Below are 25,742 nucleotides of genomic sequence, written 5' to 3'. Positions count from 1 at the left end.
GGGTCCCGGTTTCGGGTGTTCAGTGGGTGGCGCGCAGGGCGGTGGTGGCGGCGCGGCCGATGGCCTGCGCGGTGGTGGTGGGGTCGGTCATCACGTGCACGGTCGCCCCGGTCAGCGGGTCACGTCCCGGGACGTCCGGGGTGATCCACAACACGGCGCATCCGGTGGCGCGTAACCGGTCGAGAAGCCGCTGCCCCTGCTGGCGGGGTCCGACGCGGAATTTGCCATCGGACACGATGATCAGCAACCGCGCGGCACCGGGGCGGGACAGTCCGAGTGCGCCGTCGAGGGCGTCGATCGCGGTGTCGACGGCTTCCCAGGTGTCGCTGGTGGCGAAGTCGGTCACGGCGGCGGGGGCCTTGCCGGGGCGGGTGATCGGCCGGACGTGGTTGCCGAAGATCACGGTGGCGGTGTCGGCGGGCACCGGACTCTGGGCGGCTGCGTTGGCCATGATCCACGCCGTCGAGGCGACCGGACCCGCGAAGCGACGCATGGATCCGGACACGTCGCACGCGATGCCCAGCCGTAGCGGCGGGGTCGGGACTGGGGTGCGGGTGGTGCGGGTGAACGGTTCGGCGGTCGGTATCGCCCCGGCGGCGCGTTGCGCCTCGCGGGCCAGCGCCCCGCGCATCCGAAGGCGTCCGGGTGGGATCGCCGAGGTCGTTTTGGTCGCCACCCGGTCACGGACCCCGGCGGTGGTCAGCGCGCGCCCGAGTACCCGCGCGGCGGTGCGTTCGTCCGTGGTCGGCGGGCGGGTGCCGATCGTGTCGGTGCGTCCGTCACGGGGACCACCGACGGCGGAGAACACGCTGCGGGCGGCGTCGTCGGCTTGTTTCGTGGCGGCGTCGGCGGCGGCCTTCGCACGGGCGGCGATCTCGGCGGGGTCCTCCGGAAGTGTCGCCCGCGCGACCGCGCGCGCCACCTTGCCCAGTGCCTTGCCGATCGCGTCGGCCAGCGGGGACGGGGTACCGGACGGGTCGGGGGTGGCGGACGTGTCGGCGAGGTGCGGCGGTGTGGTGTCGGGGTCGGGTCCGATGATCTCGCACCACTGGCGGCCGAGTTCGATCATGGCGGCGGTGTCGTCGTCGGCGGTGCGGAACGCCTGACGCCACACCGCCCGCAGCTTCGAGAGTTTCTCCGCGCCGAGCACCGTGTCGATGGCGCGCGCGACGGGGGCGGTTTCGGCGCGGGTGAGGATGCCGCCGTCGGTGCGTCCCAGGAACAGGGCGGCGGTGTGGGCGGCGTCGCGCGGGGTCATTGTCGGGGCGAAGGCGGGGTCGTCGAGTTTCATGCCACCCGTGACGATGGTTTTCACGCACGCGCGCAACCAGTGCCGGTCGTCGGGGCGGCGGCGGATCTGTGCCTGTTCGATCCGGGGCTCTTCGAGCAGCAGGGCGGCCTCGACCGCGCCGGGGTCGGCGTCGGCGGGCACGGCGTCGAGCCACCGGGTGTGTTTGCTGTGCGCGCACTCGTGGGTCAGCGCGCCCCAGGTGGGGGCGTAGCGCTTCCGGTCGCTCATCCGGTGCGGTGTCGCGGTGGCGGGGTCGACCGGGTGCAGGTGGGTACCGTCGACTTCGATCATGGCGGCGGCGGGCAGGAAACACGCCGGGGCACCGTGTCCGGCACCGGGCGCGATGGTGACCAGCAGGTCGCCCCGATCGGCGATCGCGGGGACTTCGGCGGTCAGCGCGGCGGAGAGCGCGTCCCATCCGGGGGCGGCGGGGAACACGGCGGAACCGGTGGCGGCGGGGTCGGCGATCATGTGCGCGGTCATCGCGGGTGTCCTTTCCGGACGGGTCGGGCGCGGGGGTTGGTCAGATACGGGCACCGAGTGCCAGCGGGGCAACGGTTCTACCGAAGGCGGTCTTGACAACGGTGGCCACGATGTCGCGGTCCTCTTCCGGGGCGGTGCCGATCAGGTTCCCGGCGGCGGCGTCGGTGCCCAACACGTCGGCGATCTTCTGGAATGCGAGCAGTTCGCGTAGTTGCGGTGCCCACCGGACCTCGCCGCTGGCCTGCCGGGTGGACAGGTTGCGCGCCACGGACACCGCGCGCGTGTCGATCTTGAGCTGCGTGGCGAGGTCGTAGTCGGTGGACACCTGGATCTGCACGGAAAACCGCGACGCCAACGCGTCCGAGAGCACCGCGCCGTGCACGCCGGGGTTGTGTCCGGCCACGACGTAGAAACCGGGGGCGGCGTCGATGACCTCGCCGCCGTTGGCCTTGATCATGATTTGGCGGCGGCCGTCCATCGCGGGGTAGACCACGGCGAGCACGGTCGGCGGTATGAGCGTGGCGTCGTCGATGAACAGGGTCCGGCCTTCGTGCATCGCGCGGACCAGCGGACCGTGCACGAACACGAACTTGCCGTCCGGGGCCTGGGTGTACTCGCCGACGATGTCGGCGACCGTGGTGTCCCCGTCGCCCTGAACCGTGACCAGGTCACCGAAAGCGGCCTCGACGACCGACGTTTTCCCGGTTCCGGGTGGCCCGTACATCAGGGCGGCGACCCCAGCGTCACGCAACTTCTGCAGCGCGGTCACGTCCGGCAGCCCGGACAGCTTGCGCGGGTGGTAAAGCTGTCCGTTCGGGCGCGTCACCGGACCGGTCACGGCCCGAGTCGTCGGCGGGGTGGCTGGTGGCGGTGTCGTCTTGGCGGTGGCGGGTGGGGTGGTGCGGGGCGTGCGGGGGCGGCGGGGCGTGCCGGACGGGACCGCCACAAGCGAGGTGGTGGCGTCGGCGGTGGTCGGGCTCGACCGGTAGCGGACCGGTTTGGTCGAGGTCCGTTCGGCGTAGCCACCAGCGGTCAGCGCAGCCAACGCGTTGGCGATCGCGCCCGAAGATTTCCCACCGAGTGCGGCGGCGACGTCGCGCGGGGTCATCTCCGTACCGCCACGGGCGGCGAGCACTTCGGCCACCCGTCGGCGAAGTTCGCCGTTGGGCAACCGCCCGCCCGCCGTGGCGGGGGTCGTCGTGCCGGATGCCGCCGGGGCGGTCGTCGGCGTGGCTGGCGTGGTCATCGTGCGCGCTCCTTCTGATCTAGCACCTTGCGGATCAACTTGGCGAGGTCGCACCGCCGTGCCTCCGCCGCTTGTTCGGCGTTGTGCGTTTCGACAGCGTCGGTAGCGGCCTTCTGGGTGCCGCACGTCGTCGACCAACCGCAGGCGCAATACGCGGTTGCGGTTCCGCTGCAATGTACGGCGACGCAATAGCCGTAAACGTGGACCATAATTTGCCCCCTTTGGTGGACATAGCTCACGCCGGGTATGGTATTCGATTTGTTTCCGGTTTCCCCGGTGCTAATTCAATTATGACTCTGCCACACGCCGCGCGCAATAGAAATAGCCGACCATTTTCAAGACTCTTTTCGCGATGGTTGCCGTCGCCGTTGCGGAGTGATAGAAAGCCGTCCGTACGGTCACAATTCCGGCCACCATTCCGTCGATTTCCGCAGGTCAACGATCCGGCCACGCTCCGGCCGTCGCGGACGGGAATGCTCGGGCGGGGCGCAAGGAATAGCGACGGTGAACTGTAAGAAATGAAATAAAAGAATCGGGAAGGGGGGTAGGGGTGAAGGTGAGATATAAAAGAAGGGTGATGACGGGGCAGCAATGGAAGCAGTGGCCAGCCAGCCCGCCCCGATGTGTCTCCCGGCTTGTGGACAAGCGAGTCTGGGATACCGGCGGATCCCCCTGTGGTAGCCGTGACCAGCATCTTCGCAGGTCGCAGGGGGTGGTCCTCTAACCTGATCCCCCGTATGAACCCCAACATGATCCCCCGTATGAACCCCCAACGGAAGCCACTGTACGTGCAGGTGATCTTCCAAACGGCTACTTTGCGTGACACTCGGTTACAAATCGCAATGAGTAGGAATACGGTGGGCTGCTTCCGCCGTTCGGCGTAACGTGGAGATCTCTATCACTACGACACGAGGAGGCCGTGGCAGGCTTCGTGGTCGCGCTGAGCAGGCACGACCGCGTAGGTGGCAGGTGCAGCGGGTGCGCCGCCGAACGACGGGACGACAGGCGCGGCGAGGGGGCCGGGTCACTGCACACGGGGAGGCGCTATGAAGGTGGACGACGAGAGGTTCCTTCGGGGTTTGTACGACCTGAAGTATCTGTTCGGAGACAAGTGGGCACCGGCCATCTTGGTCACGCTCGCGGACGGCCCTATGCGGAGAAAAGAGATTCTTTCCACTATTAGCTCGTATTCCATTGGTGAAGAATGGTCGGACAAACACGCTGTCCTGCACGATAGCATTTTGGCGCGGACGTTGAAAAAGATGACTGAAGGGGGTCTTTTGACGCGCACGCGGTGCACGGAGACTTTCCCGGTCCAGGTTGTCTACTCGTTGAAGCCGGAAGTCCTGGAGTTCTTGTCGCTTTCCGAGGTGCTGGTCGGATGGGCTGATGGGCATCCGGAACTCGTCGCGCAGGCTCAGGCATATAGCCGCCGGAATGGTGACGAGACAGTCACCCTCACCGGAATTGCCGAGCTGGACGAGCTCGATATCGCCGACGACGAAGACGACGAGTAACCACGACCGGAGGACACCAACCCGATCCGCAGCGACATCGCCCGGCTCAGAGCACGGCGGCGCCATCGCGTCAACTGGCCGCGCTGCGGCCACGGGGCCGGGTGGCTGCCCTCGTGGGGTCAGTGGAGTTGTCGTCGTCGTGGCGGTGGCTCAGCCGGGCGGCCAGCCCCCGCGCCTGCGGGGTCGGCTGCCCGTCGACCTCGGCCAGCCGGGTGGCGAGCAGGGTCAGCGTCCGCGGGATGGCGTCGAGCAGCCCGAGCCGTTCCTGCAGGCGCATGATGTCGCGGTAGAGCAGTTCGTTGTGCGGGTCGAACGCCCGCGCGACTTCCAGCAGATCCAAGGTCTGCTGCGGATCCTGCTCGACCAGGGCGCGTGCCAAGGCCGCGACGGCGTCGATGGCGTCGCGGCGGATCGCCTCGCGCGCGGGCTCGATCCACTCATTCGTCATGCCCTCGGCCAGCGCTCCGCTGTAGCTGGTGACCACGTCCCGGTAGGCGTCGACGCGCGCGTGGTCGGTGGCGGCGGCGCGGCGGGCGGCGACCGCGTCGGCGAAGCGCCAGTAGTCGACATGGACCTTCGCCGGGTCGAGTTGGTAGCGACCGTTGCCGACCGAGGCGATGTCGGTCACGGTGCCGGCGGTGGCGGTGGCCAGCGCGGAGCGCATCCGGGATAGCGCGGTGTGTAAGGCGTTGGTCGGGCGGGTCGGTGGGTCCTGGCCCCACAACGCTGAGACGAGCGCCTCGCGGGTGGCGCCGTCGGGGTGCAGCGCCAGCAGCACCAGCAGTTCCTGGGTCTTGGGCTGCAACACCCCGGTGATCTCCCGCGCCAGCTGATCATCGGTGCCGGTGGTGTCGGGTTCGGGGATCCAGTGCACGCGCAGGCCACCGAGCACGGTGACCGTGATCGGTGCTGAGGCCGTGTCCGCCTCGCCGCCCGCGGTGGCGGTCGGCGACGGCTCGGCCGCGGTTGTGGTGTGCTCGCCGGTCGGTCCCGGTTCGTCGGTGACCTCGATGTGGCTCTCGTCGTGGTCGGACACACGCGGCGCGGCGGGCTGCGCGCGCCATTCGGCCGGTCGGCGGAGGCGAACGCCGGGCGCTGGCCGGCGACTAGGAGCAAGAATCTCCAGCTCGGTGTCAGCGGGAGCCGGTGGCGCGACCGCGGCCGTGATTTCCAGTTCGACCTCGTCGTCCGCGACGTCGGTCCCGAACCGGTCCACCTCGCTCGGCGGCGGGCGGTGGTTGCCGGCGGGGTGGGCCGGCACGATCCGAGGACGCGGCACCGGCGGCGCGACCACCTGACCCTCGGCTGGTGGGGCGGGTTCGGCCTGGCGCAGCAGCGTCAGCAACGCGGTGGTGTCGTCGTCGCCGAGGCGGAACATCCGGGTTCCGCGTAGCGCCTCGCCCAGGCCGGGGCCGGTGGCCGAGATCGTGCCGTCGGCGCGGACGTAGGCGGTCACGCCGGGCTGCCACTGGCCCAACAGCAGCCCGGTGATGCCGAACGGCGCGCCGTTGTCCAAGACCGCTTGCAGCCGCTGCCGCTGATGCTCCGCTGGGCGTGCCACCAGCACCAACGCCGGCCAGGAACCCAGCTCGGTGTGCTCGCGGCTGGCCACGGCGCGCACCAAGGTCTCTGCCTCTGCCGCGTCCAGCGCGTCGTGCAGGTCGGTGACGACGTGCAGGGCCGCGGGCAGGTGCGCGTGTGCGGTCCCGCGTCCGAGCACAGCGGCCAGGTCATCGGCCGGGACAACAACGGTCGCCCCGGCCGATGTCGCCAGGTGGCCGGTGATGGCGGTGAGCGCGGCGACCAGCAGCGCGCGAGCCGCCGCCGCGGCGCCGGTACCCACCAGTCCGAGGCCGCGGGCGGTCGCGAGATCCAAGGCGACCTCGCGGCCGTCCCGGACACCCAGCCCCGGCGCGCGGGCTGGTGACGGGGGCGAGCCGGTCTGCGGTGCGCCGACCACGAGGGGTGGCGGAGGTGGGACGCGCCACGGACGCTCGCCCTCGTCGGCGTAGTCCTCGTCGAGGTCGAACTCCGTGTCGTCCCGTTCGGCGCGCAGGTGGGCCAGGCGCAGCTGGTACACCACCGGCGCCACGGGGAAGTCGTCACGATCCCCGCTGCCGGGTCGGTACCGGCTGTTGTGGCGGCGTCGGGCGATCAGCAGCGCAGCGCTGACCGCGGCAGCCAGCCCGAGGCCGACGAACAGCTCCGGTCCCCAGCTGAAACCCGGTTCCCGTGTCGCCGAGGGCTGCGAATTCGTGCCGGTCGCGGCCGGCGGCGCCTGCTGCGGCGTGGACGGCGCGGGTGTCGCCGGGGTGGAGGGTTGGAGGCTCGTTGGTGGCGGGGAGGTGGTCGGGGGCGCTGTGGTTGTCGGTGCGGGAGACGGTGGCGGCGGTGGGGATGGATTCTGTGGCGGCTGTATCGAGACGGTTGGCAGGGTCGCGCCGGCGGGCAGGGCCAGTTCCTCGCCGGGGAAGATCAGGCTCGGTTTGGTGAACGTGTGGCCGTTCGGTTGCGGCTTGCCTTTGTTGGTCTCGAAGATCTCCGGCCAGCGGGCGCCGTCGCCGAGGGTGCGTTGGGCGACGCGCCACAACGAGTCGTGCACCCCGTTCTGTGGTGCGAGCACGACCACCGACTCTGGAGGCGCGGGAGCGTTAACCGTGGAGATGCCACCACCTGCGGTGGGCTGGGTGGCGAAGACGGCGTGGCGGACTGCCGCCTTGCCGCCGTGGGATGGGTGCTGCCAGGCCGGGGCGGTCGCCACGACCTGCGACCCGGTCCCGAGCGCGGCGGACAACGCGGTGGCCGGTGCCGGCGTGGGACGGTTGCCCAGCACCGACAGCAGGACCGCGCCGATCAGGACACCTGCCAGGGCATGTACTGGACCGGCGGCGGAGAAGTCCGGCAACCGGGCGGCGTCGACGCCGCTGCGTGCCAGGTCCACCATGCAGCGCAGGACATCGATGGCGAAGGCGGCCCAGGTGATCCAACACAGGCAGGCGAGGAAGTCCAGCAGGAACGTGGTGGTCATCGGGCCGAGCAGCACGCCCTGGACCTCGACCCAGGTGGGAATGTGGTGCGGGAGCGGCCAGCCGATGTAGTGCCACAGCGCCCATGGCACACCCGCGACGAGCGCGAGCAGCACCGCGGCGGCGATCAGACCTCGCAGGACCCGGCCGAGAAACCGGACCGCGCCGGCCAGCATCCGCCAGGCCCGGCGGCCCGCGCCCGGTGGCCTGGTGGGCTCCCGGCGGGGCTGGTGCGATGGTGCGGTCACGACTGGCTCATTTCCTTGGCAGTACGGGGTTGCTGGCTCGACGCTCACCGCGCGCCGAGCGACGTCATGACACCTCCGCAGGGGACACGCGCGGGCGCTATACCAGAGCGAGGTGCGGCGGACGCGGGCGGCGTGGATACCTGACCGACCGCCGGTGTCCTCGCCGCGGACGGCTCTCGGCTCGTATCGCTCTCCACACCAGCGGCGGGCTTCTTCCGCTTGGTGCGGGCCGGTTTCCGGGCCGTGAGCCATCGCGTGAGGTCAGCGGCCGGCACGTCGGTGAACCTCGCCAGTTCGTCGATGTCCATGACTTCGTGGGCGGCGGCGAGTGCGTTGCCGAGTTGTCCTTCGATGTCGCCCAGTTGCCCGGCGATGACGGCCCGGCGCGCTGCGAGTTCGCCGACCTGTTGTGCCGCAGCGGATCGCTTCGCGTGCCGGGTAGCGTCGGCTTCCTCGACGCGGCGTTCGATCTCGTCGGTGGTAGCGACTTCTTCCGTTGTAGCCATCCTGATCTCCTGTGCGTTGACGTACCGGGTGTGAGCGACAAGGTGCGGTCATGGGTCGATGGTCACCACGCCGCGTTGGGGATGGGCGCTGCCGGCGCCATGCACGGTGAGGCTGGAGATCCCGACCATGCCCAGCAGTTGTGTGGTCTGGGAGGCGGTGATGGTGACGGTCACGGTGTCGCCGGAGACAGTCACGGTTCCGGAGGCGCCCACGGTGGCGAGGTAGCTGTGCGCGTCGGCGACAGCCATCGCGGGCACCAGTGCCACGGTGCCGTTGTTCCGGTAGGCGGTGAGGTCGATCGCCTGGGCGCCGGCGCGGGCGGCGGCCTCGGCCTCGCCGTTGGCCTTGACCTTGGCGGCCAGCGCCAAACCGCCGTCCAGGGTCAGCCCGGCCAGGGCGAGGATCCCGATGCTAAGTACCACGACGAACGCGGTCACCCGGCCCTCATCAGCTCGCCACCACTGCCCTCGCCGAGTCCACCAGGTCGGCCGAGCGTGACGCCCCCGTCGGCTCACGAGCCACCCCCGGAGGCGTTCACCGCGACCGAGCGCCACGTGTCGATCGGCTCGACAGCGTTGGCAGACAGGCGTTTCTGACCGGGCACACCGAGGATCAGCGCGTCGCCGAAGTCGACGGTGCAGGAGACCGTCACGCTCACCGTGCCACCCGGCCGCATACCGCCGGTGGCGGTGTCCACGGTCAGCGATACGCAGCTCACCCCGGCCGAGGACAACGCGCTCGCCGCGGTGGACTGCGCCGCCGCGATTGCCGTGACGGCGGTGCGTTCGATGCTCGCCGCGCGAGCAGCTTGGTGTGCGGCGTCGTCCAGCCGCAGCCGGGCATCCACGCCTCGGTGGATGACCACGGCGACGAACACGAGCAGCATGACCAGAAACGGCGCCACTATCGTGACTTCCGCCGCCACGGAGCCACGGTCGGCGCGCCACCAGACCACCCACCACCGCCAACCGCGGCGTTCGCACCCCAGCGGCCGTCCTGGGCTATCGGACGGGCGTGTGGCGGCTGTCCGCGCTCGGGTTGAGTTCGTGGTCATGTGTCGGGTCACCCGCCGCTAGCCAGATCGGGGACGAACCTCTCCACCGGCCCAACCGCTTCGGCGTGCACCGGCAGACTGAGGAACGGGATCACCGATGTTGCTGTCCCGGAGATCCGCACCGAAGCTGCGGTCGCGGTGCGGTCGGAGTTGACGCTAACGCCGGTCAGTGGGCCGCGAGCGAGCTGGTCGAGCATCTGCTGCGCGCTGGCGCTGCCCGCGGCCGCGGTGCCGCCTTGAGCTCGCTCTGCGGCGAGCCCTTGGGAGGCGGCGGCCTGGGCGATGTGCGTGGCGTGCGACCACAGCGCGAACTGCACGATCATCAGCAGCATCAGCAGAAGCAGCGGCGTCGCGATCACCAGCTCGGCGCTGACCGCGCCGCGGTCACCGCGCAGCAAACGTCGGACGCGGCCTCGCCAGCCCACCCGCCCGTGCGCAGACGGCGGTCGACGACCACGATGACCATCGCCGCCGCCGTCGCTGTAGGGAGTCTGTGAACTTGGCATCCAGTGCAGCCTTCTTGGCACTCGTCGCCTGGGGAAATAGTCGCCGACGGTGGCGGCTTGTCGTGCCGCGAGGTTGTGTTGGGGCATTGGACTTGGCGCTTTCTGTGATCATGGTTGTGGTTCCTCATCCGCTCGAGGTCTGATTGAGGTAGTCGTGGGCTTGCTGGCATAGCTGCTCTCCGAGCGGGGTTAGGGGTCCGAGGGGTTGCGGGACGGGGCGTCGGTGGAATAGCGGTCCGCCGCAGGCGCGTTCGAGGACGTGCAATTGAGAGGTGAGGGCGGGCTGCGTGGTGTGGACCGTTGTGGCGGCTTGTCCGAGGCTGCGGTGTTCGATGATGACGAGAAATCGGTCCAGTCGATCGCGGGATCGCTGACCGCGCAGGGCTTTCCGAAGAGGGTCAGGGAGATGGCTGGGGTGGCCGGTGACGACGTCGGTGTGGATGCAGGTGCCGTTGCCGGGTGAACGGCGTGGGATTGCGTGATGTTCGGCGAAACGTCGGAGGCTTCCGCTGTGGCAGCCGATTTCGCTGGCGATGTGGGCGAGCGTCCGACCCCACGTGATGTATTGCTCGCGGAGCCAGGCAGGGTCGATGTAGTAGACGCGATGGGGATCGTCGGGATGTGGATCAATGCGGTAACCAAGCCCGCCCTCGGCGGTCATCGCGAGGAGGGTTTTGGGTCTGCCCGCTGGATAGGGGGCGTGCGTGACCGGATGCCGGCGCAGGACATACCGGAGGTGATGACTGGAGATTCCGAGTGCGTGAGCGGCATCGCGGGTCGGTGCCCAGTGGTTGTGGACGCCTCTGGCCCACTGCTCGCGGATAGCGTGGTGGATGGGGGCGGGTTCGGTGCGATCCGGGTCGGCTCCGGGCCAGCTGGTGACGGTGACCCACTCGGTTGGGGGCTGCCAGGACAACGGTTCGTCGATACCCGCGGCGTTCAATAGGTTTTCGGCGTGGGCGATCAGCGCGGTGACCAGGCTCGCGGGCATGGCGGCGCAGAACTCGATGTAGTCGATCCGAGGCGCACCGGTGGGCAGCCGGTAGGAATGCGGGGCGGTGGCGAGGTTCCCGCCGGTGAGGGTTTCGTAGAGGTATCGGGCTGCGAGGTCTAGGCGCCGGGCTCTGCCTTTGTGCAGACCCGCCTGCCGGCAGAGGCGAGTCCAGGTCGGTTTGTCGATCAGCTTGGTGTGGGCGACAAGGTGGCGTCGGCGGGCGTAGTCGATCGGGATTTCGGCATCGTCGATGGCGAGGGCGAGTTCGGTGAGGATCTGCAGTGCAGTGTCGCCTGCGGGGGTTGCCGCCAACCGACGGAGCTGGTGGGCCACCCCGTTGGCGTCGGGTTGGTGTGGCAGCAGGTCCGTGATCTCAGGGAGCGGCAGGTCGCTGTGGGGCAGCAGCAGCGCGGCAGCCATCGCGGAGCGGAAGACGCTGCCGTCGTAGGAGTCGTCGTCGGTCAACCGGATCGCCCAGGCCGGCCAGAGTTGATCGGGAAGACGCGCCGCCCTGGCCTGTGCGGGATCGGTGAGGCGCCGCGGACGAGGTGTCGTGACGGGAAGTGTTGTGGCGTAGCGAATACGTTCAATCGGGGTGAGGTTCTTTTCCCGGCCTCGGGCTATCCGAGCGATGAGAGTCGGGCCGGAGCCGTGCCAGGACGCCGGGATCGTGCGCGAAAGCCTCCTGCGGAAACTGCCCGCGACGACTGGTCCCAAAGGATCCTGCCGGGACAAGGAGGGATCCGGTGCGACGAGCAGTCCCACTGCCGCCGTCCAGGCCGCGGCAGTGGGCATCTGGCGGGCATTGCCGCGCGTTTGTGCGGTTTCGCCGTGGCTGAGATGCACAGCGATGAGGGTGAGATCGGTCAGTTCATCTTGTGCCTCTTCCCGGTTCTCAGCGGTCGCCGCCGGGTCACGCATCCGCTCCAGCGCCGTGGTAATCACCTTCTGCGCGGCGGTGATCTGATCACCGAGACCGGTGTGTTGGGGGGCTGTGGTGGTGAGGTCGTGACTGCAGGACGGACACGACGAGGGGCTCTGTGTCGTCCTGATCGGTGTCGCGGGACTGGGCGGCGTTTGCTCGCAGGCGGGGCATCGTTCGGCTAGCGGTGCGTGGTGGACCATGCACTGGAAGGTCAGCGGCAGCGCCCAGGCGGGCCGCCAGCTGAGGCCGTCCGACAGGCATCCTGGGCAGAAGCGGCTGACGGGCTGTGGCGTCCAGACCCGCAGAACAAGCTCAGGTGGGCAGACCCGGTGCGAGGCGAACATTCCGGCGACCTGCGAGTCAGTCAATCCAGTCGCGGCGGCGATCGCCGCCGCGTGCTCAGGTCCGGGCCCCGGCGGTGGCCCGGCGGGAACTCCTGTGGCGTGGGCGAGTTCGGTGCGGGTGACGCCCAGACGAACGGCGTAGGTGTGCCACCACAGGCCGAATGGCTCTGCGGGCAACGGGGTGAGGGTGAACGGGAGTCGGCGTGTCATGCTGCTCCCTCCTGCTCGCAAGGTCGGTTGCCCGGACGCGGTTGGTTGGTTGTCCTGGTGCGGGTTGCGTGCGGGCGTGCATGGGTGGACAGCAGTCCTGCGTCCAGCGCGGCGTGCAGTTCACCGCGGGCGGTTTCGGCGGCCTCGTCGATGCGCACGGCGTCGAGCAGTTCGACCGACAATGCCTCGGTTCCTGTCTTGATCGCGCGGTAGCAGCCACGGCTGATCAGCGACATCAACGAGGCGAAGTGGCCGCTGGAGCGGGCGAACAGGTAGGCGGCCAGGTCGGTTGCGACCATGCCGCGATGGGTGTTGGCGAGCACGAGGTCGCGTTCGATGCCCAGCAGCAGTTGCCGCCAGATGCGGCGTCCGGGCGCGGTGCGGATCTCAAAAGGCTGCAACGCCAGTACATTCCAGCGTCGGGCGGTTTGGGAGAACGCCGCGTCCGAACCGAACAATCCCTCGTCGAGGAGCCCCCGTGCGCGTAGTCCGACACCCACGAACAGGAATGTCACGGGGAAGGTGTTGGCCAGCCACTTGAAGTGGTTGGCGACTTCACGGCCGTCGCGGCGGTTGACGTCGAGGAAGTGGACGTCATCCACGATGATCAGACGATTCTTGCACTGGGCGACACATTCGGCCGCGCGGTGCGCGAGCAGGTCGGCGTTGCCGCGATCAGCACCGGGGAGACCGAAGAACCTGCAGAGCATCGCGTTGAGACTGCGCATCGTGGTGTTGGAGGTCAGCCCGAGATAGACGACCGGGATGCGCTGCCACGCGCCGTCGCCAGTTTCCACCAGCGGTCCGTAGAGATCGATCTGGTCACGGTGGAATGCTCGTCCGAACGCCATCGCCGCGGTGGTCTTTCCCAAACCCGGCAACGCATCCAGGACAGCGGCCGGTTTGACCTTGTCCCCATCCTGGCGGTTGCTGCCGACGATCTCGTCGAGCTCGTCGAAGACCGCCGCCAGTTGGGGGGTGTGGATCGGCCCGAGGTTGGCGTGCCAGAGCGCGCGGGCTTCGTCGTAACGGCGACGTTCGATACGGGGTAGCGCCGCGATCTGCTCGGTGGATCGTGCCGGCGGTCGAGACCGTCCCGCGGCGTCTGCCATCGCGAACCATCCGGCCTTTGTCGAGGGATTCCAGTCCCGTTCGTCAGCCACCACCACCGGTGGTGCAGCTGGTGTCGTGGCTCGGGCGCGGCTCATGGCAGCACCCCCAGGGCGTCGGCGTAGAACTCCTCATCGGTGAGATCGGCGTCGACCTCGTCGGCCTCGCTGTCGATGTCCAATTCCTCGGCGCTGTCGTCATCGCCGGCCGGTGATGCCTGCGCGGCCCGCATTGGTGTGGTCGTGTCATCGGCAGCGGTGATCGCGGCGACGGTGGGCAGCGCGGCGATCTGTGCGGTCGCATCGCCAGTTGTGGCTGCGTCCAGCCGGGATTGGCGTTGCTGGCAGGCACGGATCGCCATCCGCCGTTCCGCGGGGTGGCGGACCAGGCCAGCGTCCCACCGGTCCAGCAGTTCAGCCAGCGCTCGTCGCGCGTCGACGTGTCGCCCTGAGGCCAGCGCCAACCGACGGGCGTAGGCCAGGGTCTCGGCTGAGAATGGCGTGCCGATGTCCTCGGCGTGTTCCCACGCCAGTTCGTGCCAGACCTGTTCGCGGTCGTCCGGATCACAGAAATAGATCTTGGAGGCGTCGTCGGGGTCGTAGCGGACCGGCCATTTTCCGGCGTGCGCGCCGGTGAACGGACTGGTGCGGTTGCGGCAGCCGCCCAGTGCCGGCCCGTTGTAGCGCAGCCCGTGGATCTCCACCCCGTAGTGCTGGACCGTGCGCCAAGAAGTGGGCAAGAAATCGAACACCAATCCAGGATGAGTCGGGATACGCAGCCGTCCCGCACGGGCAAGACCGGCGTCGAACATCTCCGCTGGGGACAAGTCCAAGCCGGGCACCTGCGGCGCCACCAGTCCACGGTGCGGCCGGTGGTGGTAGATGCTGATCCATTCGCGGATCACCTGTTCCAACTCGTCGACGAAGAAGTAGGTGCAGCCCTCCGGATCGACACCCCGGCTGTGAATGTCGGGGCCTTTGTAACCAGGGAGCGCGGCCAGCAGACCTTCGCGCAGGGTGCGGAAAAACCTTTCCACCGCAGCCTTGTCGGTGGGTGTGAGTGGCCGGGCCGGCTGGATCGAGATCCCCAGCCGTTCGCACACCGACATCACATGCCGCGACAGATAGATCTTGCCGTGGTCCACCACCACGGTCTCCGCGGCCACCTCCGGCAGTCCCGCCTGCGACACCGGCGATCGCATCGACACCGCCGACGCGCCGAACTGGGCCTGCTCGGCGTCGACGACCACGATGTCGGGTAGCCCGGCGTAGGGCAGCAGCCCGGCTCCTGTGGACTGTCGCGATTCCGGGCGCAGCGTCTCGAACAGCACGATGGCGGCGTCAACGGCCTTGGTCGACACCGGAGACAGCCGCAGCCCGACGATCGCGCGCGAGTAGAGGTCCATCGCGACCGTGAGTTCCACGCGAACCCACCGCAACGTCAGCGGTTCCATCGCGAATACGTCCAACGGTGTTGTGTCCAGCAACAGGTACTCGCCCGGCCGCGTCGCCCGCAGCCGCCCATACACGCCGTCCGGACGGTTCGCGATCGACCGTTTTCCTTTGGTGCTGCCGGTGAACGTGTTTGTGCCCCGGGTGAGCTCCGTCAACACCATGCGGGCCTTCTTCACACCCGGTGGCGTTACCGTTACCGTTCCGTACTCGGCCTCCAGCCGCGCGGCTACCCGCGCCAGTAGCAGGTTTTTGGTTGGCCGGGACGCCTCGGTGTGCTCATCCACCACGATCCGACACATCGCGAGCCACCGTTCGTCCACTCCGGACAGAACATTCGCGGTCCGTGTCGACCGACCGTCCACCAGCCCGGCTGGCCCGGACTCCCCGAATGCGGCTACCCACCGTTGCAGGGTTCGTCTGCCTATCCCGAGCTCGGCTGCCTTAGCCGCGTAGCGGTCCAGTAGCGGCACCGACGGGGCATAAGCTGGGCGTGGTTCGCCAACAACCGCAGTTTCGGCGTAGCCGGAGACGTAGCCGGTCAGGACCTCACGAACGTGGCCCAGCCTACGATCCAGCTCACCCAGGTCGGCATTGTCGAGGTCTCCCAACACAGGCCCGGCCGGTGTCGGCGGATCTTCGCGTGCGCCAAGGATCCGCGTCGCCGGATCAGCCAGCAGCGTGGCAGTGCGTATCCGCATGCTGCGACCGCCCTGCCCCCGCAGCAGTACACTGTCGGCATCCAGCCCGGCCACGGTGTACAACTCGCCGTCGTAGACCAGACGGGTGCCATCAGCGACCGTGACCGTCCAATTCCGATGCTCACTCATGCGGCACGCCCCAGCATGGTCGAGCCCGACAGCGGCGACGACAGGTCAGCCCGAAACACACCACGCCAGAGAAGATGCAGCGCCGCCGCGCGGACTTCACCGGACTGGCGCGGCCAGAAGGCTTCCAGTTCGTCCAGGCTCACCGGTTCGCCGACGGTGTCCTCAACGCGGGCGAGCACGTCGACAGCTACCCGATCGCGGTGACGATAGGCTGCGAGGAACCGCACGTTGGCCAGGACCGTCGTGGGCGCGCTCGACCAGATCTCGTGACGCCAGCCCCTGTCGGCGAACACAGTTCCCGCCCACTCCAGCGCCGCGGCTATCTTCGGCTTGGCCAGCAGGTCAGCCGGTTTGACGTTCACCACGGTCGCCAGACCGTCCTGGTCCAGCAACAGGTAATCCGGTACGTGCCTGCGAGTTCGTCCCACCTGATGCTCTGTGATGTGAAACGGTTGCGCCGCAATCGAAACCACGCGGGGATCGAAGTCGGCCAGCAGCAGTCGAGCCAGCTCCAAACGGCTCTCGTACACCACGTGCTTGCCCATCGTCGCCGACCAATACCAGCCGGAGTAGTGCGCTTGACCGTGATGCCAGCGGAATCGCCGCCAGGGCTGTCCGCCTGCCAGGTCAGTTGTTCGCGCCATTGCTAACTCCGTTTCCTGCACTGCGCCTGCGGGGTCCTTGTAGGTCAACTGCACGTTTCCGGTCTTCATGGGCCGAGATAGTTGACCCGCTGTCCCTCAAGCCGTTGGCAACACGCTCAGGAAATGCCAACTTGGCGACCACATGCCACCCGAATGCCAACAAGGCAACCCAAATGCCAACTTCGATGACTCCCTACAGTCGCGCTGCGGGTGCGCCTGCGTCCCGTGCATCACGGCTACAGGGTGATGCCGGTGGCTTTGGCGGTGACCTTCGCGATGATGATCGCGATGATCGCCAACGCGGCCACCACCAGCAGCGCGGTCACCAGGACAGTCTCGGTCGAGTACCCGGCCTCGGGTTCCCGGCGCAGGATTTCCCACCGTGCTTTCAGCGTTGTCCACAATGCCTCCAGGTAGGGGTGCATCGGGTTCTCCTCCCTTTCCACGAGCCCGAGCTCACAAGCCATTGAGGACTTGCGTGAGCGCGGGGTAAGCGATGAACGCCAAGAAGCCCAGGAACAACGCCATCACCGGCAGCGACATGCGTTCGGTGGCGGCCTGGGCGTCGCCTTCGGCGGCGGTGATCTGGTGGGTGCGCAGCGCACCGGCCTTGGCCGCCAGCGAGGTGCGGACCTTCGCGCCCTCGGTGCCGGCCAAGCTCACCGAGGCGGCGAGTTCGGCCAGCTCGGTGATGTCGAGTTCCTCGCCGAGCTGGCGCAGCGTGGCCCACGGCGTCGTGCGAGTCAGGCGGGCGGTGTCCAGGGCGCGGCGGATCTGCTCGAACGCCCAGCCGCGGCCGATGGTGACCGAGTCGTTGAGCGCGCTGTCGACCCCGGCGCCCCCGGCCAGGGCGATCCACACCAGGTCGAGGTAGGCGGACAGGGCGTGCCGGAACCCGGTGCGCAGCTTCGCCGCGTCCGAGCGGGCCTGCAGGTCGGGCAGAAGGAACCCGGTAGCGGCGAGCACGAGCCCGGCGATGATCGGGAACTCGATACCCAACGACAATCCGGCCAGGGCGAGCAGCAGTTGCAGCAGCACCGGCGCGAGCAGCCCGGCGATCGCGAGGGTCGCCTTCTCCGCCAGGTGGGTCGCTACCGGTCGCCCGATGACAGTCAGATCGCGGGCCAGGCGTGAACTGGGCAGGCCGAGCGCGCGCAGCGGCGCGATGAACGGGCGGCCGAGCCTGGCGGCCCAGCCGGTGTCCTCGGTGGCCAAGATCGGTGGTGGCGCCGGCGTCGTCGTGCTGCGCGCCAGCACCGCGCCGAGGGCGGGACGGGGTGGGAACAGCCACACCGCCAGCGCCCACAGGCCGACGCCGAGCCCAGCTCCCAGAACGAGTGCGGTGATCACGGTGGTCACACCTGCCTCTCGACGACGAGCGGAGCCTGGCCCGCGGTGGTGTCAGCGGTCAGGGACAGCAAGCGGTCGGGGTCGGTGACCTTCGCGATGCGCACCAGCCAGACGAACCCGAGCGAGAACAGGACTCCTATGCCCAGCAGGACGATCTGCCCTGCAGCCGAGTCATAGGCGGACAAGTACGGCCGGTTGAGCAGCACTACGGCGACGGCGAAGCACAAGGTGGTGCCCACGATCACCCGCACCGACGTCCGGCTGCGGGCACGCCCGGCCTCGACCCGCATCCGCATGGACGCCTGTTCGCGGGCGGTATGGGCCAGCGAGCCGAGCAAGTCGCCGAGCTGGCGGGCCTGCTGCTCGGCGGCGAGCACCAGTGCGGCGATCACGAGGTCGCCGGTGGGGTCGGCGAGCTGGTCGGCCAGGTGGCGCAGCGAGGGCGCGAGGCGATCGCCGTTCTCGATCCGGGCGGCGAGGTCGGTGATCTCGCCGCGGATGGCCGGCGGCGCGAGTGGCGCGGTGGCGAGGATGGCCTGCTCCAACCCTGCCGCCGCCGACAGCGTGTCGCGCAGCATTTCGGTCCAGGTCGCGATCGCCTCGATCCGCGCGACCCGGCGGCCGTGCTCGGGGTCGCGGCCCAGCACGCGGGGCAGCGCCCAGACCGCGAGCCCGGCCAGCACGGCACCGACGACCCAGCCGGTCCCCACCCCGCTCAGCACACCGACGGCGACCGCGAGACCGATCCGCAGCGCCTGGCGCTGATCCCGCGGCGCGGTCTGACTGCGGCGAGACAGCGCACGGCGAGGCCGATTCGGGTCCACGCCACGCCAGCCGATGATCATCAGCAGCACGCCGACGCCGACTCCGACGCCCAGCAGCGCGGCCAGGGCAGTGGTGGCGCTGATCGTGACGTTCACCGCGGCCACCAGCCCTCGGGCTGCTCCAGCACACCGGGATCGAAGCCGACATCGACCAGGTCGTCGAGTGTGTCGGTGCGCAGTGCCCCGGCCACCGGGCGGGCGCGGCGGTCCGCACCGGGCCGGTAGACCTCGTTGGAGATCACCTGGGGACCGTCGGAGCCGACGACCTCGCGGATCGAGGACACGACGCGGGTCGCGCGGTCGGTGCCGCGGGCCAGGTGCACGACGAAATGCACGGCCGAGGCGACCAGCAGGTTGGTGGCCTCCAGCGGAAGCCGCTCGACACCTTGGGCGGCGTAGGAGGCGAGTCGGGTGAACGCGATCCTCGAGCTACTGGCGTGCAGGGTCGCCATGCTGCCGTCGTTGCCCTGCGACATGGCGTTGCACATCGGGATGACCTCCGGTCCCCGGATCTCGCCGACGATCACCCGGTCCGGGCTCATCCGCAGGCCCCAGCGGACGAGTTCGGCTTGGGAGATGGCGCCTTCGCCTTCGACATTGGCTTCGCGGGCCTGGAAGGCGGTCACGTCGGCGTGGACGTCGGGGTCGAGTTCCAGGCCGAGCTCGAAGGCGTCCTCGATGGTGACGATGCGCTCCAACGCCTCCATCTCGGAGGCGAGCGCCCGCAACAGGGTGGTCTTGCCCGCGCCGGTGCCGCCGGTGATCAGGATGTTCTTGCGCGCCCGCACCAGCGCGCGCAGGAACTGCTCCAAGCCGGGGTCGATGGTGCCGCGAGCGCGCAGCTCGGGCAGCGTGACGGTCAGGTAGCCGTGCCGGCGGATCGACAGCGAGGTCACGCCGCCCGCGGTCAGGCCCATCACCGCGAACAACCGCTCCCCGCCGGGGAGTTGGAGGTTGACCGCCGGGGAGCCGTAGTCGAAGCGGCGTTCCTGGCTCGACGCGCGAGCGGCCAGCAACCGCACCAGGTCGGTCAGCTCCTCGTTCGACCCGGCGATCGGGGCCACCCGCGCCCGGCGGCCGTCGTTGTACTGCACGAACACCCGGTCGAAGCGGTTCGCGTTGATCGTCTCCACCGTCGGGTCGTCCAGCAACGGCTGCAGACCAGCCATCCCGAACAGCTCGTTGATGACCTCGGTGATCACTCGCTGCTCCACGTCGCGGCCGACCAACGAGCGGTTGTCCATCAGCTCGTTCTCGCTGTGCGCCCGGACCGCGTCATCCAGGATCGTCCGTGCCAGCTCGCGACGGGCTTCCCTGGTGACCGGGGCGCTGGTGCGCCGCTGTTGGGCATCCACCCGCTGCGGCAGCTCGGTGCCGAGCGTGTCCCGCAGGTGCTGGCGAAGCCGCCCGACGGCCTCGGATGCCTGCGCTGGGTACTCGCTGTTCGGTGCTGTGTGCGGCTGCGGGGAGCCGATCTGGCCCGGCTGTTGGGCTGGCGCTGCCCAACCGGGGTGACCGGACACTTTCGCCGGGTGCCAGCCCGTTTGCTGCCCCTGCTGCTGATGGGGGCGCAGGGGTACCGGTGGCGGATAGCCGTTGGGCGGATAGGTCATGATGCTTGCCCTCCCCGCGACGTGTTCTCGTGGTGCGGCGGTGTGGGTGCGAGACGCACACCGTTGGCCGAGACGGCGTTGGCAGGGACGCCGGGCACCGCTCGCAGAACCGGCGTCGCCTGGTTTTCGGCGGGCTCCCGCCGCGGTAGCGCGGCGAGCGGGGCCTGTTCGGCGAGGAGCACCGTCGCGACCTTGTGCGCGACCTGCCCCAGTGCCGAGTGGGCCGGTCCGCTGCGGCCCCACCGCAGCGTGCTGGGCCTGCCGCACAGCACAGCAGCTCCGTGCGGATCGTCCGGAACGCGGCCCAGCGGCAGTACTCCGAGTTCGCGGGTGACCTCTGTTGTGGAGTACCCCTCGCCGACCAGCAGCATTGCCGGATGTGAGGTCCAGCGGCCGATCGCCGGCAGCCGGCGGGCCAGGTGCGCGAGGTCGTCGGCGTGAGCACGGGTCAGCATGACCATGGCGTCGGCCGAGCGCACGATCGGCATCGCGGGAGACCCGGCGTCGATCCGGCCGCAGTCCACGATCACCACGCTGTCTGGCGCGCTCGCGGCGGTGCGCAGAACGCCCGCGCCCGTGCTCGGGTCGGCCAGCGCGGACAGCGCTGCCCGCGCGCGGTCGGCGTCTGGCGGCGCGGCCACCACTGGCAACCCACCTGGTAGCGCTTGCGTGTGCTGCCACAGCAGCGCCGGGTCGTCGCTGCGCCGCGCGGCAACCGCCAAGCTCACTAGTCCCGGCGTCGACTCCAACGAGAACCGTGTCCCGATGTCTCCGCCGGACGGGTCGGCCTCCACCAGCAACGCGCGCGCCGGAGCGGGCCAGCGCGCGGCCAGAGCGACTGAGAACGTGGTCACCCCAGGCGACCCTTTCACCGACAGCACCGCCACCAACATCACTGACCACTTCCTGGAAGCATCACGATCGACAACTGACCGGCGGGCACGGCGGCGATCTGGCGGGCGGCGGCCTGGCTCAGCTGCACCGACACCACCGTGACCTGCTGGTTCGGCGGCAAGGTCACGCTAGTGACTACCGCCGGCCACACCGTGGTGGAGTCCGGTGTCGGCGGGCTGGCCAGCGCGGCGCCAGACTGGCCGGGCACGAACACCACCGACACGTGGGTGCCTGGCGACACCTCTACCGGGAACTGCCCGGCTTTCAACGACAAGGCCGCGATCGCTTGCCCCGCCATGGGAACACCGGCTCCGCTCACCGCGTCCAGGGTCAGCAACGCACCGGCGGGCAGACTCGCGGACATCGTCTTACCTACCACACTGGTGGCCTGGCCCGCGTCCACAACAGACACTCCGGGATCGACGGCGATGTTGACCTGCTTGAGATCCTGTGTAGTCAACACCTGCCCGACCGCTACCGGCCGCGCCAACGCCAGAACGGACTGCCTGTTCCCGGAGTTCAGCGACACCAACAGAAACGCGGCGGCGCAAGCCAGCACGAGCAGAGCACCCAGCAGTAGGTGGGGGATGCTGCGTCGCCGTTTCGTTCCGCGCAGCCGCGACGCGGGCTTCTTGCCGTCCGCAACCCAGGGACCGCCGGCCGACGTGCCGGGCCGGGCCTGGGTCGTGATGTTGTTGGTCACGCCGGTACCTCCTCTTGGCATGGGGGTAGTGCGCCGCGTCGCCGAGGTTGCCAGCGAGCGGATGGACGAGTTGCTGTTTGTGTTGTTATGAAGGGAGATGGAGCCCAGTGAGGGTCATCCGCCGCCGTTGTTGAGGGCTTGGGCTTCCGCGACGCGGAAGGCTGCGGCGCCGGTCGTGGTCAAGTCCGGGAACGTGCCGCCTTGACCCGCACCGGCCCAAGTGACCGTCCAGTGCACCGTCGTGGCGATCGGGAACGCTTGCCCCGTTTGCTTTGCGGACGAGTTTCGGTAGGTGTGACCGCAGTCCGGCGACGCCGCTTTCGGGTCGCTGCCGACCCGGAACGGCGTGCCCGAACCGGTGCAGGTCACCGTGCTGCCGTCGCCCATCGACCACGTCACCGACGTCGGCGTAGCGGTCGCTGTCACCGATACGCCCGGCACCGAGGCCGTCGCCGATACCGGCCCCCAGCCGCTCGACAACCACATCCATGTCGGCAGGTTCACCAGCTGGTCACCGGAGGGGTTCACCGCGATCGTCGGCGTCGGTAGCCGCAATTGCTTGCGCGCCATCTGCGCCAACTCGGCCGGTGAGGGCAACTGCGCCGCTCCGGGCTGCTGTCCATCCGCCATCCACACCGGTGGCCGGTACAACCCGTCGGTGACGCCCGCCGTCGAGCATTGCCATACGTACCAAGCACCTTGCTGGCCCTGTGCTGGTTGGGCGGCTTGTGCGAGCACCACACCACCCGCTGCCCGGCGCGTGAACACAGCGGGTTGCGCGGTCGCGCCGCCCGTGTTCAGCGGTTTGGTGAAGGCGACGGTGACCATGCCGCCGGGCGGCGGCTGGTAGTCGCTCTTCACGTAGGAACACTTCGCCAGGTTTGAGTTCCCGCCGACGATTGTGTCGCCGGGATTGCTGTTGCCGTTGCCGGTGTTGCCAGAACCCGGACGGCCCGGCTTGTTGCCGTTGCCTGGGTTTCCCGACTTGGCGTTGTCGTCACCCTTGCCCGCGCCAAGGTCGCAGATCGGAGCGGGCATCTGATTGCACGTGGTGTCGCCGTAGCCGCCGTCAGCGAGCGCCGGAGCCACACCGCATATGCCGCCGACTACCACCAGTCCCGCCACGATTGAGACGCTTCGTAGTTTCAGCATGTCCCCGCCTCGTGGACGCCGTACTCCGAGACCTTCCATGATCCGTCTGCCTGCTTTTGCACGATGGCGTTGATGAGGTGTCGGCCGCCCGGAGTGTCGTCGGCGAGCTGCCCGGTGGCGGCCTTGTACTTCAACCAGCGCGAATCGTCGGAGCAGTCCGTGATCACGATCTTGTTCGGGTTGTCAGGAGGAGCGGCAGAGGACACCGCGGGCTCGTACGTGGGTTCACCCTTGGTAACCAGGCCGTTGTAGTGGTCGGCGTATAAGGACCGTGACATGTTCGTCAGCGCGATCTCGGTCGCATATTGTCCCAGTTTCGGCGACTGCCAGTCCGATGTGATCCCAGCGGAGACGAAGTCCTGCCACATGCCTCGGTACGACGTGAGGGCATCCTGTTTGGCCCTATCCACAACGGACAAAGCCGTGCTCGGCGGAGCCGAGGTCGGCGTGATCTGTCCGGTCGGTTGTGTCGAGCCGGTCGGTGGGCTGGTCGCCGTACCGGAACCGCAGGCGGCGATAACCACCAGCACGGATCCGAGCGCGAGTACCTCCGTGGCCCGGTACCCGCCTCCGACTACGACCTTGCGAGCTACCACACCCCACCCCCTGACATCAGTGAAGATCGTCTATCTTTTCGTGATACATACCACGTCTACACCATGGACCCCCACTGACTGCAAAGTGTGTAGGCGACTGACTTTAAAGTCGGAAAGGCTTTTCTGTAAATCTTCACTCTTTCGGGCTACGGCAGTCACCGTCTGAGGTTGACCGGGGTAACACTGGGAGTCAGACCAGCGACTTTCCGGGGGTGGGGCGATGTCGCTTCGACTACTGAACGTTATCAGTAATGGTTTTGGCTGAATGTCCGCCGCGTTCATCACAGCGTGGGCGGGTGTGGGACTCCTTGTGGGCGCCGCGCTTACCGCCATCTCCTTCAGCTTGCTCACGACTGCCAGGCCCGATCTGAGGGCGGTGCGAGCCGGGGCCACCTTGTTGACTGCGCTCGCGTTCGGCGTTCTCGCCTGGCGCTTCGATCACCAGTTCGACTTGCTGCCGTACAGCGTCCTCGCCGCAGTCGGCGTCACGCTCGGTTGGATCGATCTCATTGAGCAACGCCTGCCGACTGTGCTCGTCTATTCCGGCGTCGCCCTCGTCGGCGCGCTACTCGTGACCTCGGCGATCCTGTACTCCCGTGGGCCGGACTTCCTCCGCGCGCTGGCCGGCATGGCGATCATCGCCGTGTTCTACCTGGCCCTCGCGCTGGCTTCGGGGGGAGGATTGGGGGCAGGCGACGTGAAACTGGGCGGCCTGCTTGGGCTGGCGCTCGGCTGGCTGAGCTGGTCAGCGCTCGTGACGGCCACTGTCCTCGGGTGGTTCACAGCCGGTCTGGTGTGGCTGATTCTTCGCGTAACCCAGCGGAGGTCGCGGGACTCGCTGCTCCCGATGGGACCGTTCCTCCTGCTCGGGGCGTTGCTTACGATCACCGTTGTGCCGACCTGACGTCGCCGCGGCTGCACGAACAGCCGACTATTCGGCATAGTCAGTGGAGCCGCTGGACAATGCTTGCTGGGCACGGGACAGGCGCTCAGCCATGTCCGGGCGAAGTCTTCGGGCGGCTTCGTCTGTCTCCAGCAGGGCGAACTCGCTGATTTCCGGATCGATCACACGCAGGTCCGCCACCTGTTCTCCGGTCAGCGTGCCGCCGTCGAAGATAAACACGAGCTGGTCGTCCCGGGGACCGTGCGGCCCGATCCAGTCCAGCACGAGGATCCGGCCGGCGGTGATGGTGAGACCGAGTTCTTCGACTGTGACTACATCCGCGAGAAAACCTTCGAAACCCAGTAAACCGCCGCAAACGGCAACCACGACGGCTGGCCCAAAGTGATCGACGAAGACGATGTGCTCTTCGTCAGCGCACTCCGAGACAAAGGCGCCCCGATGCCCGACGTCGTGAGAATCTGACCATCAAACAGGCAAGAACACCGGCCAACACCCCGCAGTCGCCTCGTTCTACCGCGCCCTCGCCGATACCGACGCTTGACCAGGCACTACCGGACGGGCTTGGCAGGTTCTCCCGTCACCAGGTTCGGGCCCCCTGCTTGATGACTGCCACCAGCGCGGTCCACGCACATCGAGCAACGGTCAGCTGTCCGCCATCCCGCTCCTTGGTGTCTCGGACGCCTGTTTCCTCGCCGAGTCGCACCTCGACGCATTCACTTTTTTCCGGGCTCCAGCCTGATTTGAACCACTCGCCCGGCTCGTGTCGCATCGTCATTCGCGCTCCAGCTCCTGCATTTCCCGCTTCTGTTCCTGCAGTACCTCCGCGATATGCCCGGCAGTCTCGTCCGGGCTTATCGCCTTCTTCTGGGCCCACTCAGCGTCACGCCGGTGTTTGTCGATGTCTTCCTTGGTGCGCAGCGTCAAGCCGCTGCCATGCAGGTCCAGGCTCACGATGGGCTGTGCCTGGTCGGACTCGTACAACGTGAACGAGCCGACGAGGATGGGTGACCAGCCCGCGCGGTACGGGACGAGCCGGAGCTCGACGTTCGGTAGTTCCCCCATCTCAAGTAGGTATTGCAGCTGGTCCGCCCAGGCGGCCGGGCCACCGATCACGTACCGGATAGCGGCTTCTCCAAGCAGGACATCAAGACGCGCCGGATTCCGGCGCGTAATCAAGTCTCGGCGACCGATGTGGGTCACGACCCGCTCCTCGAGCTCTTCCGTCGGAACTCCCGCTTCGTGCATGAGCGTCCGGATGACGTCGGCAGTCTGGAGCACACCGGGAACCATCAGCGGCATGACCTGCGTGACGTGTGTCGC

Annotated in this window: 25 protein-coding genes; 2 read left to right on the top strand and 23 right to left on the bottom strand. The window is 68.5% G+C overall.

Annotated features, from left to right (window positions below; translation table 11 throughout):
- Window positions 1–19 precede the first annotated feature (19 nt).
- From QMK34_RS06515 to QMK34_RS06505, 3 genes are read right to left on the bottom strand one after another with little or no spacing between them, the layout of a single operon-like run.
- Window positions 20–1,774 carry a vWA domain-containing protein gene (locus tag QMK34_RS06515; protein WP_326412556.1) on the bottom strand — a complete coding sequence of 585 codons (1,755 nt, stop codon included), beginning with the start codon at window positions 1,772–1,774 and terminating at the stop codon, window positions 20–22.
- Window positions 1,775–1,814: 40 nt separating this feature from the next.
- A complete protein-coding gene (locus QMK34_RS06510) occupies window positions 1,815–3,020 on the bottom strand; it encodes an AAA family ATPase (RefSeq protein WP_326412554.1) in 1,206 nt (401 codons plus the stop codon).
- Complete coding sequence (locus QMK34_RS06505) at window positions 3,017–3,259, bottom strand: hypothetical protein (RefSeq protein WP_326412552.1); 243 nt, start codon at window positions 3,257–3,259, stop codon at window positions 3,017–3,019. The genes QMK34_RS06510 and QMK34_RS06505 overlap by 4 nt, the downstream gene beginning before the upstream one ends.
- An 807-nt stretch (window positions 3,260–4,066) precedes the next feature.
- Between QMK34_RS06505 and QMK34_RS06500 the strand changes: the two genes are divergently transcribed.
- Window positions 4,067–4,537 carry a winged helix-turn-helix transcriptional regulator gene (locus tag QMK34_RS06500; protein ID WP_326412550.1) on the top strand — a complete coding sequence of 157 codons (471 nt, stop codon included), beginning with the start codon at window positions 4,067–4,069 and terminating at the stop codon, window positions 4,535–4,537.
- Between the two features lie 70 nt (window positions 4,538–4,607).
- Here QMK34_RS06500 and QMK34_RS06495 read toward each other — a convergent pair whose 3' ends face one another.
- The 17 genes from QMK34_RS06495 to QMK34_RS06415 all read right to left on the bottom strand — a co-directional run bounded on the left by QMK34_RS06495 (window position 4,608) and on the right by QMK34_RS06415 (window position 23,452).
- Window positions 4,608–7,811 carry a transcriptional regulator gene (locus tag QMK34_RS06495; RefSeq protein WP_326412549.1) on the bottom strand — a complete coding sequence of 1,068 codons (3,204 nt, stop codon included), beginning with the start codon at window positions 7,809–7,811 and terminating at the stop codon, window positions 4,608–4,610.
- A gap of 44 nt (window positions 7,812–7,855) precedes the next feature.
- The gene (locus QMK34_RS06490) at window positions 7,856–8,317 is read right to left on the bottom strand and encodes a hypothetical protein (protein ID WP_326412547.1); all 462 of its coding nucleotides are present in this window, start codon (window positions 8,315–8,317) and stop codon (window positions 7,856–7,858) included.
- A gap of 48 nt (window positions 8,318–8,365) precedes the next feature.
- Complete coding sequence (locus QMK34_RS06485) at window positions 8,366–8,755, bottom strand: pilus assembly protein TadG-related protein (protein ID WP_326412545.1); 390 nt, start codon at window positions 8,753–8,755, stop codon at window positions 8,366–8,368.
- Between the two features lie 74 nt (window positions 8,756–8,829).
- Window positions 8,830–9,243 (bottom strand): TadE/TadG family type IV pilus assembly protein, encoded by a 414-nt coding sequence (locus tag QMK34_RS06480; protein WP_326412543.1) that lies wholly within the window; start codon window positions 9,241–9,243, stop codon window positions 8,830–8,832.
- Window positions 9,244–9,380: 137 nt separating this feature from the next.
- Window positions 9,381–9,770 (bottom strand): TadE/TadG family type IV pilus assembly protein, encoded by a 390-nt coding sequence (locus QMK34_RS06475; protein WP_326412541.1) that lies wholly within the window; start codon window positions 9,768–9,770, stop codon window positions 9,381–9,383.
- 232 nt (window positions 9,771–10,002) lie between these two features.
- Window positions 10,003–12,351 (bottom strand): helix-turn-helix domain-containing protein, encoded by a 2,349-nt coding sequence (locus tag QMK34_RS06470; protein ID WP_326412540.1) that lies wholly within the window; start codon window positions 12,349–12,351, stop codon window positions 10,003–10,005.
- Complete coding sequence (locus QMK34_RS06465) at window positions 12,348–13,559, bottom strand: ATP-binding protein (RefSeq protein WP_326412538.1); 1,212 nt, start codon at window positions 13,557–13,559, stop codon at window positions 12,348–12,350. Before QMK34_RS06465 ends, QMK34_RS06470 begins: the two co-directional genes overlap by 4 nt.
- The gene (locus tag QMK34_RS06460; RefSeq protein ID WP_326412536.1) at window positions 13,556–15,742 is read right to left on the bottom strand and encodes a Mu transposase C-terminal domain-containing protein; all 2,187 of its coding nucleotides are present in this window, start codon (window positions 15,740–15,742) and stop codon (window positions 13,556–13,558) included. Before QMK34_RS06460 ends, QMK34_RS06465 begins: the two co-directional genes overlap by 4 nt.
- Window positions 15,739–16,455: a TnsA-like heteromeric transposase endonuclease subunit gene (locus QMK34_RS06455; protein ID WP_326412534.1), complete on the bottom strand. Its 717-nt coding sequence runs from the start codon at window positions 16,453–16,455 to the stop codon at window positions 15,739–15,741. Before QMK34_RS06455 ends, QMK34_RS06460 begins: the two co-directional genes overlap by 4 nt.
- A gap of 167 nt (window positions 16,456–16,622) precedes the next feature.
- Window positions 16,623–16,811 (bottom strand): hypothetical protein, encoded by a 189-nt coding sequence (locus tag QMK34_RS06450; protein WP_326412533.1) that lies wholly within the window; start codon window positions 16,809–16,811, stop codon window positions 16,623–16,625.
- Window positions 16,812–16,842: 31 nt separating this feature from the next.
- A complete protein-coding gene (locus tag QMK34_RS06445; protein WP_326412531.1) occupies window positions 16,843–17,736 on the bottom strand; it encodes a type II secretion system F family protein in 894 nt (297 codons plus the stop codon).
- Window positions 17,737–17,741: 5 nt separating this feature from the next.
- A complete protein-coding gene (locus tag QMK34_RS06440; protein WP_326412529.1) occupies window positions 17,742–18,665 on the bottom strand; it encodes a type II secretion system F family protein in 924 nt (307 codons plus the stop codon).
- Window positions 18,653–20,173 (bottom strand): CpaF family protein, encoded by a 1,521-nt coding sequence (locus tag QMK34_RS06435; protein ID WP_326412527.1) that lies wholly within the window; start codon window positions 20,171–20,173, stop codon window positions 18,653–18,655. Before QMK34_RS06435 ends, QMK34_RS06440 begins: the two co-directional genes overlap by 13 nt.
- The gene (locus QMK34_RS06430) at window positions 20,170–21,027 is read right to left on the bottom strand and encodes a MinD/ParA family ATP-binding protein (RefSeq protein ID WP_326412525.1); all 858 of its coding nucleotides are present in this window, start codon (window positions 21,025–21,027) and stop codon (window positions 20,170–20,172) included. The genes QMK34_RS06435 and QMK34_RS06430 overlap by 4 nt, the downstream gene beginning before the upstream one ends.
- 38 nt (window positions 21,028–21,065) lie before the next feature.
- On the bottom strand, window positions 21,066–21,770 hold the full coding sequence (locus QMK34_RS06425; RefSeq protein WP_326412523.1) for a hypothetical protein: 705 nt from the start codon (window positions 21,768–21,770) through the stop codon (window positions 21,066–21,068).
- A gap of 114 nt (window positions 21,771–21,884) precedes the next feature.
- Window positions 21,885–22,808 carry a hypothetical protein gene (locus tag QMK34_RS06420; RefSeq protein ID WP_326412521.1) on the bottom strand — a complete coding sequence of 308 codons (924 nt, stop codon included), beginning with the start codon at window positions 22,806–22,808 and terminating at the stop codon, window positions 21,885–21,887.
- Window positions 22,809–22,915: 107 nt separating this feature from the next.
- Window positions 22,916–23,452, bottom strand: a complete 537-nt coding sequence (locus tag QMK34_RS06415) for a hypothetical protein (protein WP_326412519.1) — start codon at window positions 23,450–23,452, stop codon at window positions 22,916–22,918.
- Between the two features lie 331 nt (window positions 23,453–23,783).
- Between QMK34_RS06415 and QMK34_RS06410 the strand changes: the two genes are divergently transcribed.
- Window positions 23,784–24,422 carry a prepilin peptidase gene (locus QMK34_RS06410; RefSeq protein WP_326412517.1) on the top strand — a complete coding sequence of 213 codons (639 nt, stop codon included), beginning with the start codon at window positions 23,784–23,786 and terminating at the stop codon, window positions 24,420–24,422.
- Window positions 24,423–24,449: 27 nt separating this feature from the next.
- On the opposite strand, the gene QMK34_RS06405 is transcribed toward QMK34_RS06410, so the two are convergent.
- The 3 genes from QMK34_RS06405 to QMK34_RS06395 all read right to left on the bottom strand — a co-directional run.
- Window positions 24,450–24,788 (bottom strand): hypothetical protein, encoded by a 339-nt coding sequence (locus QMK34_RS06405; protein WP_326412515.1) that lies wholly within the window; start codon window positions 24,786–24,788, stop codon window positions 24,450–24,452.
- A 211-nt stretch (window positions 24,789–24,999) separates the two neighbouring features.
- Window positions 25,000–25,191: a DUF397 domain-containing protein gene (locus tag QMK34_RS06400; RefSeq protein ID WP_326412715.1), complete on the bottom strand. Its 192-nt coding sequence runs from the start codon at window positions 25,189–25,191 to the stop codon at window positions 25,000–25,002.
- 2 nt (window positions 25,192–25,193) lie between these two features.
- Window positions 25,194–25,742 (bottom strand): DUF5753 domain-containing protein (locus QMK34_RS06395; RefSeq protein WP_326412513.1); only part of this gene is annotated, 549 nt, incomplete at its 5' end.

It is taken from the genome of Amycolatopsis sp. H20-H5, from assembly GCF_035828755.1.
Classification (GTDB): Bacteria; Actinomycetota; Actinomycetes; order Mycobacteriales; family Pseudonocardiaceae; genus Amycolatopsis.
Note: the sequence above shows the minus strand (reverse complement) of the source record. Positions and strands in the feature narration are given on the sequence as shown.

Bases quoted from the DNA above. Each gene is read 5' to 3' on its own strand.
- QMK34_RS06515 (WP_326412556.1), bottom strand. From the start codon at position 1,774: ATGACCGCGCACATGATCGCCGACCCCGCCGCCACCGGTTCCGCCGTG.
- QMK34_RS06510 (WP_326412554.1), bottom strand. From the start codon at position 3,020: ATGACCACGCCAGCCACGCCGACGACCGCCCCGGCGGCATCCGGCACG.
- QMK34_RS06500 (WP_326412550.1), top strand. From the start codon at position 4,067: ATGAAGGTGGACGACGAGAGGTTCCTTCGGGGTTTGTACGACCTGAAG.
- QMK34_RS06490 (WP_326412547.1), bottom strand. From the start codon at position 8,317: ATGGCTACAACGGAAGAAGTCGCTACCACCGACGAGATCGAACGCCGC.
- QMK34_RS06470 (WP_326412540.1), bottom strand. From the start codon at position 12,351: ATGACACGCCGACTCCCGTTCACCCTCACCCCGTTGCCCGCAGAGCCA.
- QMK34_RS06465 (WP_326412538.1), bottom strand. From the start codon at position 13,559: ATGAGCCGCGCCCGAGCCACGACACCAGCTGCACCACCGGTGGTGGTG.
- QMK34_RS06460 (WP_326412536.1), bottom strand. From the start codon at position 15,742: ATGAGTGAGCATCGGAATTGGACGGTCACGGTCGCTGATGGCACCCGT.
- QMK34_RS06455 (WP_326412534.1), bottom strand. From the start codon at position 16,455: ATGAAGACCGGAAACGTGCAGTTGACCTACAAGGACCCCGCAGGCGCA.
- QMK34_RS06450 (WP_326412533.1), bottom strand. From the start codon at position 16,811: ATGCACCCCTACCTGGAGGCATTGTGGACAACGCTGAAAGCACGGTGG.
- QMK34_RS06435 (WP_326412527.1), bottom strand. From the start codon at position 20,173: ATGACCTATCCGCCCAACGGCTATCCGCCACCGGTACCCCTGCGCCCC.
- QMK34_RS06420 (WP_326412521.1), bottom strand. From the start codon at position 22,808: ATGCCCGCTCCGATCTGCGACCTTGGCGCGGGCAAGGGTGACGACAAC.
- QMK34_RS06410 (WP_326412517.1), top strand. From the start codon at position 23,784: ATGTCCGCCGCGTTCATCACAGCGTGGGCGGGTGTGGGACTCCTTGTG.
- QMK34_RS06400 (WP_326412715.1), bottom strand. From the start codon at position 25,191: ATGCGACACGAGCCGGGCGAGTGGTTCAAATCAGGCTGGAGCCCGGAA.